Source organism: Pseudomonas sp. LBUM1657, assembly GCF_059716075.1.
This window is the reverse complement of the sequence record NZ_CP166799.1, coordinates 680,004-693,777: the sequence shown is the minus strand read 5'-3', so window position 1 is coordinate 693,777 and position 13,774 is coordinate 680,004. Positions and strand designations below refer to the sequence as shown.

The window sequence follows — 13,774 nt, the reverse complement described above, 5'->3', positions numbered from 1 at the left end:
CGCGAGCCTATCCGACCAGTCGGTCAGAAACTGAATGAGGTCGCTTTGCAGATTATTGACGTACGACACTCATGCAAAGGAAAAGAGGTGCTAGCATAGAGCCACCAGTCGATCTCAGCATGCACCCTAACTAGTAGTCAGGATATGACCGAGCCAGAAGACCCGAGCCGTGAGCGCCTCAAGCACCACTTTGCCCAGCGGGTAATTCATCAGGCACGTCAAATTCTTGAGATATGGCAACGCCTGCAACGCAGCGAGTGGTCCACCACCGACTTATCGGAACTGAGCGAGGCCAACCTGCGTCTGCAACGTTTCGCCGAGCGCTTCGAACAACCGGAACATACCCAACTGGCACGCCATATCGGCCAGTCGCTGGAGGCTGTCGACGCCAATCGCGGACGCCTGAGCAGCGGACTGATCACTGACCTCAACCGTTTGATGCAGCGCCTGTCGCGCACCGGCCTGCGCCATGGCGATCAGTTCGAACAAACCTTCCTGCCACCGTTGCGCAAGCCGATCTACGTGATGCTGCAGGATCACGACCGGGCCGAGCGCCTGGCCAAGCAACTGGAATTCTTCGGGCTCAGCGCCCAATCCCTGGACAGTGTGGCGGCGTTTCGCTCTTCGATGGTCGAGCGCTTGCCTGCGGCGATCGTCATGGACGTGGATTTCAGTGGCGCCGGCATTGGCCTGAAACTGGCCGCCGAAGCCCAGGAAGGCCTCGATCATCAATTGCCGCTGTTGTTTTTCAGCCTGCACGAAACCGACACCCCGACTCGCCTTGCCGCCGTGCGTGCCGGCGGTCAGGAATTTCTCACCGGCACCCTCGAAGCGTCGAGCCTGCTGGAGAAGATCGAAGTCCTCACCTGCGTCGCCCAGTACGAGCCTTATAAAGTGCTGATCATCGACGACTCCCGCGCCCAGGCCCTGCACACCGAGCGCCTGCTCAACAGTGCGGGCATCGTCACGCGGACCTTGATCGAACCGATCGAGGCCATGGCCGAGCTGGCGGACTTCCAGCCGGACCTGATCATCCTCGACATGTACATGCCAGCCTGCACCGGTACGGAACTGGCTAAAGTGATCCGGCACAACGATCGTTACGTGAGCGTGCCGATCATTTACCTGTCCGCCGAGGACGACCTGGACAAGCAGCTCGACGCCATGAGCGAGGGCGGCGACGACTTCCTGACCAAACCGATCAAGCCACGCCACCTGATCACCACCGTGCGCAATCGTGCGGCACGGGCTCGCAATCTCAAAGCACGAATGGTCCGCGACAGTCTCACCGGGCTGTACAACCACACGCACATCCTGCAATTGCTCGAGGACTGCAGCTTCCGCGCTCGCCGCGAGAGCAAGCCGCTGAGCTTTGCGATGCTCGACATTGACCACTTCAAACGGGTCAACGACAGCCATGGCCACCCCATGGGCGACCGGGTGATCAAGAGTCTGGCGCTGTTCCTCAAGCAACGGTTGCGCAAGACCGACTTCATCGGCCGTTACGGCGGGGAAGAGTTCGCCATCGTCATGCCGGACACCGATCTCGAATCAGCCTACAAAGTGCTCGATGAAATCCGTCAGCGTTTTGCCGAAATTCACTACCCGGCTCAGCCCCAGGATCTCTGGTGTACGTTTAGTGCTGGGGTGGTCGAACTGTGCGAAAACTCTGACAGCCTGCTCATGGCCAGCCAGGCAGACGAAGCGCTGTACCGCGCCAAGCACGCCGGACGCAACCGCGTACAGGCCGCACGGACATCAAAGCAAAGTGCCACTTTTTCATCAGAATCGCCCCATTCGGTCATAACCCTGTAACAGAAACGCAATAACTTCAGGCGCTTACCATTCTGCCGTTGGTAGACCCGCGATGCGCCTGAAGCTGCTGACCAATCTCAACACCCTCCTTTTAGTCGCCGTTTGCGTGGCCCTCGGCGCCACACTTTGGTGGTCGCAAAAAGCCCTGGAGCGCCCCTATCTGTTGATGGAGCGTTACCTTGGCTTGTCCCAGCAATTTCAGAATGAAGTGGCACGCAATATCGAGGATTACCTCGCCAGCGGCGATGCCCTGCGTCTGAGCAGCGCCAGCCAGGCCATCGACAATCTGCGCAAGGAACTCGATGAGCTGCCGCCAGCATTGGCCGACACCTTGCGCCCGAGCCTGTCGAACTTGAATGAATTCAGCAAAACCGACCTGCTGGCCGCCGGAAAACTCGCGGGCGACCCGCAGGCGCTGCTGCTGCAAGCGGAACGGGAACTGGGTGCCAGCCTCGATCAGCTCAGCCACTACGCCAGCACCAATGGGGCCTATTTGACGCCATTGCTCGCAGCGTCCCAGCACTTGGGCAAACTGTCCCTGGCCCGGGGCAAACTGGTCAGCAGCGGTCGCAGCGAACTGGCTGCCGATGTCGAGCGTGAAGTGACCAACATCCGCACTCAGGCTGAGCTTCTGGACGCCTTGCCGCTGCTGGGCGTGACCACCAGCAGTGAATCGAACACCGACGATTTCGCGGCGATGATGGGCCTGGAGAACTCCGAGAAAACCGTCGCCGAAGATGCAGGTGTCGGCCTCAAGCGTGAACTGAACAGCCTGCTGACCCGCTATCCCGCCGAACTTGCGCGCACCCGCGATCAGATCCAGAAACGCGCCGAACTCAGCGCCGCGACGCACCTTAAAATCGCCGCCGTACAGCAGGCCATCGCCGGACTGGAACCGGCAGTTCGCGCCCAACACGGGCAGATCCAGAGCGAGGTGCGGCTGATGCAAGGGGTGATGATCGGCCTGATCCTGCTGATCGCGTTGCTCATCGATACCCTGCAACGACGTTTGGCCCGAACCCTGACCAACCTGGCGCCGGCGCTTTCGACCTGGGCCGAGGGCGACTTCAGCCGGGACATTGAACTGGGCGCGACCAACCGCGAACTGCATGACATTCAAGCCTCGCTCAATCGCTTGCGCGCCTATCTGGTGGACCTGGTCGGGACTATTCGTCTCAACGCCGAACAGGTCGCCGGCAGCAGCCGTACCCTGGCCGAGTTGAGCAATGAACTGCACAGCGGCGCGGAACATCAGGCAGGCGACACGGCGCTGATCCGCGATTCTCTCGGTGAGCTGGAGGCGACCATTCAACAAGTCGCCGGCGATGCCAGCCAGGCCGCCGACGCCAGTCGCCATGCCGGACTGGCGGTGGAGCATGGCCAGAAAGTCATCGGTCTGAGCCTCACCGGTCTGCATGCGCTGGTGGGTGAAGTGCAAGGCAATGCACAGATGATTGAGCATCTGGCCGAGGAGTCCGCGACCATCGGTGGCGTGTTGACGGTGATCCGTTCGATTGCCGACCAGACCAACCTGCTGGCCCTGAACGCCGCCATCGAAGCCGCCCGCGCCGGGGAAATGGGTCGCGGGTTTGCCGTGGTGGCCGAGGAAGTTCGCTCACTGGCGCAACGCACCGCTGGCGCCACGGCGGAGATCCAGACCCTGATCGCCGGCCTGCAAGCCGCCGCCCGGCAATCGGTGGAAGGCATGCGTGCCCAGGTCGAACACGCCGAAGCCACCGCCAATCAGGCGCAAGCGGCCGACGGCGCGCTGGACAAAATCGTCGGGGCGATCCAGACCATTTCCGACACCGCCGTGCGCATCGCCGATGTCACCGCGCAGCAGAGCGGCGCCGTCAGCGAAATCCGCGATCACAGTGAGCGGATTCACCAATTGGGTGGGGATAACTTGCTGCGAATCGGCGAGGGACGCGAGCAAGGGGAGCATTTGTTGGTGCTGGGTGGGCGGCTGCATACGGCCGTTCAGGCCTTCCGCGTCTGACAGATCGCCTTCGCGAGCAAGCCCGCTCCCACATTTGAATTGTGTACGACGCAGATCCAATGTGGGAGCGGGCTTGCTCGCGAAGGCGCCGGAACAATCACCGCACAACTCCCGCCCTGCACACCCGCCCGCCGTCCGCTATCATGCCCTCACTTTCGATACGCGAGACTGTCATGCGCCGCTTGCTCTGCCTGCTGTTTTTAGTGCTCGCCCTGCCGGCCACCGCCGCCGGGTTGCTGGAGAGTCGACCCAGTTCGACCCTGGGCTCGATCAACAACAGCGCCGACTTCCTGCCAGTTCGCGAAGCCTTTCAGTTGAGCCTGGTAGAAAGCACGCCACAATCGATCAAGCTACGTTTCGTCGCGACCGAGGGTTACTACCTCTACCGGCATCGCTTCCAGTTCCGCGCAGATCCGGCCGACATTAGCCTGGGCGCGGCGCAACTGCCCAAGGGTGAACAGAAGCACGATGAGTATTTCGGCGATGTCGAGGTCTACCACGGCATTCTCGATGTAGAACTGCCGCGCACCGATCAACGTGCTTTTACGCTCGCCGTTACGTATCAAGGCTGCGCCGACAAAGGCCTGTGCTATCCACCCGAGACCGAGCGCCTGAGCATCAATGCCAGTGGCGCCGGCGTCGCCACCCCGAACTGGAGCTGGCGGGAGCTCGCGCTGTTCTTCCTCGCCGGCCTCGGCCTGACGTTCACCCCTTGCGTACTGCCCATGCTGCCGATTCTTTCCGGCGTGGTGTTGCGCGGTCAGGTCGGCGGTTTGCGCGGCTTCAACCTGTCCCTGGCCTATGTGTTGCCAATGGCCATCTGTTTCGCTCTGCTCGGCGCCTTGATGGGGATGTTCGGTGCGCAGCTCAATCTTCAGGCTCGCCTGCAATCGGCTTGGGTACTGGCGCCGTTCGCGCTGTTTTTTGCGCTGTTTGCCCTGGCGATGTTCGGCGTCTTCGAACTCAAGTTGCCGCACGCCATCAGCAGCCGGCTGGACCGCATTGCCGGGCGCACCGAAGGCGGCTCGCTGTGGGGTGCGGCGGTGCTGGGCGTGGTTTCCAGCCTGCTGGTTTCACCCTGTGTTTCGGCACCGCTGGCCGGGGCGCTGCTGTACATCAGCGCCAGCGGCGATGCACTGGGTGGTGGGTTGAAATTGTTCATGCTCGGGCTCGGCATGGGCGCACCGCTCGTGCTGGTAGGCACCGGTGGCGCAGCCTGGTTGCCGAAGAGCGGCCCGTGGCTGGTCTATGTGAAAAATGCGATTGGCGTTTTGTTGCTGGGGCTGTCGATCGGGTTGCTCAGTCGCGTCTTGCCGGGCCAGATCACTTTGTTACTGATCGGCTTGCTCGCCGGTGGCGTCGGATTGTTCATGGGCGCGCTGGAGTTCGTCTACAAACCTCCTCGAAAACGCGTGGGGCAATTGCTGGGGATGTTCCTGCTGTTTTATGCGCTGGCCTGTTGGTATGGCGCATTCAGCGGCCAGACCGATCCGTTCAATCCCATTGGCCAGCCGCGCATCGTCACTAGCGGCGAACAACCGCAAGACAGCAGAAACTGGCAAACCATCAGCACTCCGGCAGAGCTCGATCGCGTCCTCGCCGAAGCCAGCGCCTCCGCCACCCCGCTGCTGCTCGACTGGTACGCCGACTGGTGCATCAGCTGCAAAGTCATCGAACGTGAAGTGCTCAACGATGCCAAGGTCGTCGAACGCCTCAAGGGCTATCGGCTGATCCGCTTCGACATCACCGCCAGTAACGCCGAGCAACGCGCCCTGCTCGATCGCTATAAATTGTTCGGCCCTCCAGCCCTGATGCTTTTCGGCAAGGACGGCGTGGAACGTGCCGATGTGCGAGTGGTTGGCGAGATCAGCGCCACGGACTTCGCCGAACGTGTCGAGAAAGCAAATGACCGGATTTAATCACTCGGTCATATATTTCGCGCAAACATCGGCCATCGTGCTGGCTATTGCATAGAACTGGACAGTCACAAAGGCTTTGCGGCATAGTCGCCGGGTTCTGACAATTGCACACAGATAACAAGGAACAGCAGATGGCGACCCTATTGGTTCTGCACGGACCCAACCTGAACATGCTCGGCACCCGCGAACCGGGCACCTACGGCGCAACGACGCTGGCGCAGATCAACCAGGACCTGGAACGCCGTGCCCGTGAAGCCGGCCACCATTTGCTGCACCTGCAAAGTAACGCCGAGTACGAATTGATCGACCGCATCCACGCTGCCAGCAGCGAAGGTGTGGACTTCATTCTGATCAACCCAGCAGCTTTTACGCATACAAGTGTCGCATTACGTGACGCGCTGCTGGCGGTGAGCATCCCATTCATCGAAGTGCATTTGTCTAACGTGCACAAACGCGAACCTTTCCGCCATCACTCTTACTTCTCCGACGTAGCGGTGGGAGTGATCTGCGGCCTTGGCGCCAGCGGTTATCGACTGGCCCTGGAGGCCGCCCTGGAACAGCTTGAACTACAAGCTAAACGCCCCTGACCGACCCTTGGGAGTTGATGATTCATGGATATCCGTAAAGTTAAGAAACTGATCGAATTGCTGGAAGAGTCCGGCATCGACGAGCTCGAGATCAAGGAAGGCGAAGAGTCCGTACGCATCAGCCGCCACAGCAAGACCCCGGCTCAGCAGTATTACGCACCGGCTCCAATGCATGCTCCGGCGCCTGCGCCAGTTGCTGCTGCCCCGGTTGCCGCTGCTGCACCTGCGGCTCCTGCTGCGCCAGTCCTGAACGGCGCCGTTGCCCGTTCGCCTATGGTCGGCACCTTTTATCGCAAATCCTCGCCGTCCTCGCCGTCCTTCGTAGAAGTTGGCCAGACCGTGAAGAAGGGCGACACCCTGTGCATCGTTGAAGCGATGAAGATGATGAACCACATCGAAGCTGAAACCAGCGGTGTGATCGAATCCATCCTCGTCGAAGACGGCCAGCCGGTTGAGTACGACCAACCGCTGTTCACCATCGTTTGAACCGCGGAGAGCCTTTGATGACTGCGAAGTTGGAAAAAGTTCTGATCGCCAACCGCGGTGAGATTGCCCTGCGGATTCTGCGAGCCTGCAAAGAGATGGGCATCAAGACTGTCGCCGTTTACTCCAAGGCCGACAAGGAATTGATGCACCTGGGCCTGGCAGACGAATCCGTCTGCATCGGTCCGGCATCGGCCGCCCACTCCTACCTGCACATTCCGGCAATCATCGCCGCAGCTGAAGTGACCGGCGCTACCGCCATTCACCCAGGCTACGGTTTCCTTGCGGAAAACGCCGACTTTGCCGAACAGGTCGAAAACTCCGGCTTCGCCTTCATCGGCCCGAAAGCCGACACCATTCGCCTGATGGGCGACAAGGTATCGGCCAAGCACGCCATGATCGCTGCCGGCGTGCCAACCGTTCCGGGTTCCGACGGCCCGTTGCCTGAAGACGAAGAAACCGCTCTGCGCATCGGTCGCGAAGTCGGTTACCCGGTGATCATCAAGGCCGCTGGCGGCGGCGGTGGTCGCGGCATGCGCGTTGTGCACAAAGAAGAAGACCTGATCTCCTCGGCGAAACTGACCCGCTCCGAAGCAGGCGCGGCGTTCGGCAACCCGATGGTCTATCTGGAAAAATTCCTGACCAACCCACGTCACGTGGAAGTCCAGGTACTTTCCGACGGCCAGGGCCACGCCATCCATCTGGGCGACCGCGATTGCTCGCTGCAACGTCGTCACCAGAAGGTTCTCGAAGAAGCGCCGGCACCGGGCATCGACGAGAAGGCACGCGCTGAAGTCCTCGCACGCTGCGTCAAGGCTTGCATCGACATCAACTACCGTGGCGCGGGCACTTTCGAGTTCCTGTACGAGAACGGCGCGTTCTATTTCATCGAAATGAACACCCGCGTTCAGGTTGAGCACCCGGTTTCGGAAATGGTCACTGGCATCGACATCGTCAAGGAGATGCTCAGCATCGCCGCTGGCAACAAGTTGTCGTATACCCAGGAAGACGTGGTTATCCGCGGTCATGCTCTGGAATGCCGGATCAACGCCGAAGACCCGAAAACCTTCATGCCGAGCCCAGGCACGGTCAAGCATTTCCACGCTCCAGGCGGCAATGGCGTTCGCGTCGATTCGCACCTGTACAGTGGCTATGCCGTTCCGCCAAACTACGATTCGTTGATCGGCAAGCTGATCACCTACGGCGCAACCCGTGACGAAGCCTTGGCGCGCATGCGCAATGCGCTGGACGAAATCGTAGTCGACGGGATCAAGACCAACATCCCGCTGCACCGCGACCTGGTCCGCGATGAAGGCTTCTGCAAAGGTGGAATCAACATCCACTACCTGGAACACAAGCTGGCTGGCCAGCATTAAGATGTGATCCAGACCAACAAAGCCGCTTTCGAGCGGCTTTGTTGTTTCTGAAGGTTTCATCTGACCTGTCGCGACGCCCCTGTGGGAGCGAGCTTGCTCGCGATGCCGGTGTGTCAGTCGACATCAATACCGGATATGCCGGCCTCTTCGCGAACAAGCTCGCTCCCACAGGTACAGTGGACTCCCACAAAAGCCCCGCGCTCGCGTAAACTTGCGCGCTTCTCGCAGCCCGCTAGGCTGCAATCTATATTTTTCAAAGGTGCCCGCCATGCCTTGGCTGCAAGTCCGTCTCGCCATCAGCCCAGAACAAGCCGAAACCTACGAAGACGCGTTCCTTGAAGTGGGCGCCGTGTCGGTGACTTTCATGGACGCCGAAGACCAGCCGATCTTCGAGCCGGAACTCAACACCACGCCGCTATGGTCCCACACGCACTTGCTGGCGCTGTTCGAAGGCGGCACCGAAGCCTCCACCGTGCTGGCCCACCTTGAACTGCTGACCGGCACCCCGCTGCCCGAGCATCACAGCGAAGTAATCGAAGATCAGGATTGGGAACGCAGCTGGATGGACGGTTTCCAGCCGATGCGTTTTGGTCAGCGCTTGTGGATCGTCCCAAGCTGGCACGCCGCGCCCGAGCCTGACGCCGTTAATTTGCTGCTGGACCCGGGCCTTGCATTCGGCACCGGCACTCATCCGACCACGGCACTGTGCCTGGAATGGCTCGACGGTCAGGACTTGAAAGACTGCAACGTGCTGGATTTCGGGTGCGGCTCGGGAATTCTGGCGATTGCCGCCCTGCTGCTGGGCGCCAAGGAAGCCGTCGGTACTGACATCGACGTGCAGGCGCTGGAAGCTTCCCGCGACAACGCCGGGCGCAACAACATTGCCGAGGAACTGTTCCCGCTGTACCTGCCAGAAGACTTGCCGCAGGTTCAGGCCGATGTGCTGGTGGCCAACATTCTGGCCGGCCCGCTGGTTTCCCTGGCGCCGCAGTTGTCCAGCCTGGTCAAGCCGGGTGGTCGCCTGGCGCTGTCGGGCATCCTCGCCGAGCAAGGTGAAGAAGTTGCCAAAGCCTACGCCCAAGACTTCGACCTGGACCCGATCGCCAATCGCGATGGCTGGGTGCGCATCACTGGCCGTCGGCGCTAGAATGAACGCCTGCATAAACCGGATCGCCGCATGACCGACAGCTTCGTCACCCAGTGCCCGCATTGCCAAACCAGCTTCCGCGTCAGCCATGCTCAATTGAGCGTGGCCCGAGGAGTGGTTCGTTGCGGCTCGTGCTTGCAGGTGTTCAATGCCGCCAAGCAGTTGCTTGAGCAGCGGACCGGCAAGGAAACGATCACGCCAGTGGCGCCGGCCAGTGTCGAACCGCCGGAGCAGCGTGCCATCAGCCAAAAGCAGTGGACCGCCGCTGAATTGGACCTGGACAGCCTGGACCTGGACGAAGAACTCGCCCGGCTTGAACAGCGGGAAATCCAGCCGACCACCGAATTCGGCCGGCACCGCGAAGACAACCTGAGCGCTAGCCGCGATACCGTCGAGCACGAGGCAGAACCGTGGTCCGACAGCCTCTTCAGCGAATCGGCTGCCGATCGCGCACTAGTCGCTGAAGATGACCTGCCGGAGCTCGAGCTCGAACCGAGCACCACCTCGCGCACCGAACCTTCGCTGTCCCTGGAACCGGTGGAACTGGACGACGCACCTGTACCGCCCCAGCTGCGCCTGCACGATCCACTTGATGCCCCGTTGCACCATGAGCGCCTGTCAGCGACCGATGAAATCGACGACGATCTGCCCTCGATCGAGCCGCTGCGCAGGAAGCGTGAACCGGCAGTCCGCGTTGACACCCTGCAAGACCTGACCGACGACCCGCTGCAACTGGATTGGCAAAAACGCCGTTCGCCGTGGGGCCGACGCTTTTTATGGTTGCTGCTGATCCTGCTCGGCGCTGCCGCCCTCGCCGGTCAGTACATCGCCTACCATTTCGACGAACTGGCGCGCCAGGACCAATACCGCCCCTGGTTTCAGCAACTGTGCCCGCAAATCGGCTGCACCGTGCCATCCAAGGTCGACATCGCAAAAATCAAAAGCAGCAACCTGGTGGTCCGCAGCCATCCGGACTTCAATGGCGCCTTGGTGGTCGATGCGATCATCTACAACCGTGCGCCCTTCTCCCAGCCCTTTCCGCTGCTGGAGCTGCGCTTTGCCGACCTTAACGGTCACCTGATCGCCAGCCGTCGCTTCAAACCCGGCGAGTACCTAAACGGCGACCTCGAAGGCATGGTGGAGATGCCACCGCAAACGCCGATCCACATCGCGCTGGACATTCTCGATCCGGGCGCCAAAGCGGTGAACTACAGCCTGAGCTTTCATTCGCCCGAGTGAAACGATTCACTGATCCCCGATTGACGACGGTTTTCTGACTTTGCCTGTCGGGACCAAACCGCTGGCGATAACAGAATAACTGTTCAGATTTTGTTCAATTCAGCCTTTATCCAGTCATCGAGAGCGGGTATCATGCCAACCCTTTTTCGAACTCTCATGATCCGGCCCCACAACAGGGAAGTCCTATGTCGGCGGTACGCATCGGTCCATTTACATTGCACAACGGCTTGATTCTCGCCCCCATGGCGGGCGTCACAGACCAGCCCTTTCGTCAGCTGTGCAAGCGACTGGGCGCGGGGCTAGTAGTCTCGGAAATGGTCACCAGCGACATGAGTTTGTGGAACACCCGCAAGTCGCGCATGCGCATGATCCACGAAGGTGATCCCGAGCCACGCTCGGTACAGATCGCCGGTGGTGACGCACAGATGCTGGCGGATGCGGCCCGGGCCAACGTCGAACTGGGCGCACAGATTATTGATATCAACATGGGCTGTCCGGCGAAGAAGGTCTGCAACAAGGCCGCCGGTTCCGCACTGTTGAAGGATGAGGCATTGGTGACCGAGATCCTGCAGGCCGTGGTGGCTGCAGTTGATGTGCCGGTCACCCTGAAAATCCGTACCGGCTGGGACCGGGACAACAAGAATGGCCTGACGGTGGCGAAGATCGCCGAGCAGGCAGGCATTACGGCGTTGGCGGTCCATGGCCGCACCCGTGCCGACCTGTACACCGGTGAAGCCGAGTACGACACCATTGCCGCGATCAAGCAGGCCGTGTCGATTCCGGTCTTTGCCAATGGCGATATCGATTCGCCAGAAAAGGCTCGGTACGTGCTCGACGCGACCGGTGCCGATGGCCTGTTGATAGGCCGGGCCGCCCAGGGGCGGCCATGGATTTTTCGTGAGATCGATCATTTTCTGCGTACCGGCGAAAAACTTCCGGCACTGGAGCTGATCGAGGTGGAACGCATTCTGCTAGAGCATCTGGCTGCACTGCACGTTTTCTACGGAGACGTGATGGGCGTACGCATTGCTCGAAAGCATGTGGGCTGGTATCTCGCAACCTTGCCGGGCGCCAGGGAGTTTCGCGCCCACTTCAATCGTTTGGAAGATACGGAAGCACAATGCGCCAACGTTCAGGGCTTCTTCGCCGAACGTTACAAGAGCCTGACAGGGGACGGAGAGTGGGTGGCCGCATGACGATGATGACCGAGACTTTAGTGAGTGGAACAACACCCGTGAGCGACAACGTGAATTTGAAACAGCACCTCAATACGCCGAGCGAAGAAGGTCAGACCCTTCGCGGGAGTGTCGAGAAGGCGCTGCACAATTATTTCGCCCACCTTGAGGGCGCAGCCGTCACGGATGTGTACAACCTGGTGCTCTCCGAAGTCGAGGCTCCCCTGCTCGAGTGCGTGATGAACTACGTCAAGGGCAACCAGACCAAGGCCAGTGAGTTGCTCGGACTGAACCGAGGCACCCTGCGCAAGAAACTCAAGCAGTACGATTTGCTGTAAGCATTCAATCAAACCAGAAAGGCGCCCGCGTAAAACCGGTCGCCTTTTTTGCTGACTCCTTTGCTTTTGATGGAAATTGAAATGACCGACCAGACTACCCGCCTGCCGATCCGCCGCGCCTTGATCAGCGTTTCCGACAAGACCGGGATCCTCGAATTCGCCAAGGAACTTGAAACCCTGGGTGTCGAGATCCTCTCCACCGGCGGGACGTTCAAGCTGCTGCGCGACAACGGTGTTGCCGCAGTGGAAGTCGCGGATTACACCGGTTTCGCAGAAATGATGGACGGTCGGGTGAAAACCCTGCACCCGAAAATCCACGGCGGGATCCTCGGTCGTCGCGGTATCGACGACGCCATCATGAACGAGCACGGCATCAAGCCGATCGACCTGGTAGCGGTCAACCTCTACCCGTTCGAAGCCACCATCAACAAGCCGGGCTGCGACCTGCCGACCGCCATCGAGAACATCGATATCGGCGGCCCGACCATGGTTCGCTCAGCAGCAAAAAACCACAAAGACGTGGCCATCGTGGTCAATGCCAGCGATTACGCCAACGTCCTGGAAAGCCTAAAGGCCGGCGGCCTGACTTACGCACAGCGTTTCGACCTGATGCTCAAGGCCTTCGAACACACTGCCGCCTACGACGGCATGATCGCCAACTACATGGGCACCGTGAACCAGGCGGCTGAAACCCTCAGCACTGAAGGCCGCAGCGAGTTCCCGCGCACCTTCAACAGCCAGTTCGTCAAGGCCCAGGAAATGCGCTACGGCGAGAACCCGCACCAGAGCGCGGCGTTCTACGTTGAAGCCAAGCCTGCCGAAGTGGGCATCGCCACCGCGACCCAACTGCAAGGTAAAGAACTGTCGTACAACAACGTGGCCGACACCGACGCCGCGCTGGAATGCGTGAAGAGCTTCGTCAAGCCGGCCTGCGTGATCGTCAAGCATGCCAACCCGTGCGGCGTGGCCGTGAGCCCGGACGCCGAAGGCGGCATCCGTCAGGCCTACGAACTGGCCTACGCCACGGATACCGAATCCGCGTTCGGCGGCATCATTGCCTTCAACCGCGAGCTGGATGCCGAGACCGCCAAGGCTATCGTCGAGCGTCAGTTCGTCGAAGTGATCATCGCCCCAAGCGTCAGTGAAGAAGCCCGCGCCATTGTTGCCGCGAAAGCCAACGTACGCCTGCTGGCCTGCGGCGAGTGGTCGGCTGATCGCTCCGCTGCCTGGGATTACAAACGCGTCAACGGTGGCCTGCTGGTGCAGAGCCGCGACATCGGCATGATCGGTGCCGATGACCTGAAAGTCGTCACCAAGCGCGCGCCGACCGAGCAGGAAATCAACGACCTGATCTTCGCTTGGAAAGTCGCCAAGTACGTTAAATCCAACGCCATCGTTTACGCCAAGAACCGTCAGACCATCGGTGTCGGCGCTGGCCAGATGAGCCGTGTGAATTCCGCCCGTATCGCTGCGATCAAGGCTGAACACGCAGGCTTGCAGGTGCAGGGCGCGGTCATGGCTTCGGATGCGTTCTTCCCGTTTCGCGACGGCATCGACAATGCGGCCAAGGTCGGTATCACTGCGGTGATCCAGCCAGGCGGTTCGATGCGTGACAACGAAGTGATTGCGGCGGCAGACGAGGCCGGCATCGCGATGGTATTCACCGGCATGCGCCACTTCCGTCACTAACTAGACA

The 13,774-nt window shown here is 60.5% G+C and carries 10 protein-coding genes and 1 pseudogene; all 11 read left to right on the top strand.

The annotated features are described in order from the left end of the window. Positions 1–144: 144 nt before the first annotated feature. The 11 genes and pseudogenes from gcbA to purH all read left to right on the top strand — a co-directional run bounded on the left by gcbA (position 145) and on the right by purH (position 13,767). A complete protein-coding gene (gene gcbA / locus ACA055_RS03100) occupies positions 145–1,815 on the top strand; it encodes a diguanylate cyclase GcbA (protein WP_497682315.1) in 1,671 nt (556 codons plus the stop codon). A gap of 1,492 nt (positions 1,816–3,307) precedes the next feature. Continuing rightward, positions 3,308–3,814, top strand: a pseudogene (locus ACA055_RS03095) (methyl-accepting chemotaxis protein); the annotation flags it as partial. A 173-nt stretch (positions 3,815–3,987) separates the two neighbouring features. Then, entirely contained in the window at positions 3,988–5,733 is a 1,746-nt protein-coding gene (locus ACA055_RS03090) for a protein-disulfide reductase DsbD (RefSeq protein ID WP_497682314.1), read from the top strand. Between the two features lie 131 nt (positions 5,734–5,864). Further along, positions 5,865–6,320, top strand: coding sequence for a type II 3-dehydroquinate dehydratase (gene aroQ, locus ACA055_RS03085; RefSeq protein WP_497648339.1), 456 nt, complete (start codon positions 5,865–5,867; stop codon positions 6,318–6,320). Between the two features lie 24 nt (positions 6,321–6,344). Next, on the top strand, positions 6,345–6,806 hold the full coding sequence (accB, locus tag ACA055_RS03080; protein ID WP_208670216.1) for an acetyl-CoA carboxylase biotin carboxyl carrier protein: 462 nt from the start codon (positions 6,345–6,347) through the stop codon (positions 6,804–6,806). A 17-nt stretch (positions 6,807–6,823) separates the two neighbouring features. Continuing rightward, positions 6,824–8,179, top strand: coding sequence for an acetyl-CoA carboxylase biotin carboxylase subunit (gene accC, locus ACA055_RS03075; protein WP_497682313.1), 1,356 nt, complete (start codon positions 6,824–6,826; stop codon positions 8,177–8,179). Positions 8,180–8,447: 268 nt separating this feature from the next. After that, complete coding sequence (prmA, locus tag ACA055_RS03070) at positions 8,448–9,326, top strand: 50S ribosomal protein L11 methyltransferase (protein ID WP_497682312.1); 879 nt, start codon at positions 8,448–8,450, stop codon at positions 9,324–9,326. Positions 9,327–9,356: 30 nt separating this feature from the next. Beyond that, positions 9,357–10,565, top strand: coding sequence for a DUF3426 domain-containing protein (locus ACA055_RS03065; protein WP_497682311.1), 1,209 nt, complete (start codon positions 9,357–9,359; stop codon positions 10,563–10,565). 185 nt (positions 10,566–10,750) lie between these two features. After that, on the top strand, positions 10,751–11,761 hold the full coding sequence (gene dusB / locus ACA055_RS03060; RefSeq protein WP_497682310.1) for a tRNA dihydrouridine synthase DusB: 1,011 nt from the start codon (positions 10,751–10,753) through the stop codon (positions 11,759–11,761). After that, on the top strand, positions 11,758–12,078 hold the full coding sequence (gene fis, locus ACA055_RS03055) for a DNA-binding transcriptional regulator Fis (protein WP_007907419.1): 321 nt from the start codon (positions 11,758–11,760) through the stop codon (positions 12,076–12,078). Before dusB ends, fis begins: the two co-directional genes overlap by 4 nt. A gap of 81 nt (positions 12,079–12,159) precedes the next feature. Then, the gene (purH, locus tag ACA055_RS03050) at positions 12,160–13,767 is read left to right on the top strand and encodes a bifunctional phosphoribosylaminoimidazolecarboxamide formyltransferase/IMP cyclohydrolase (RefSeq protein ID WP_497682309.1); all 1,608 of its coding nucleotides are present in this window, start codon (positions 12,160–12,162) and stop codon (positions 13,765–13,767) included. The last annotated feature ends 7 nt before the right edge of the window (positions 13,768–13,774 follow it).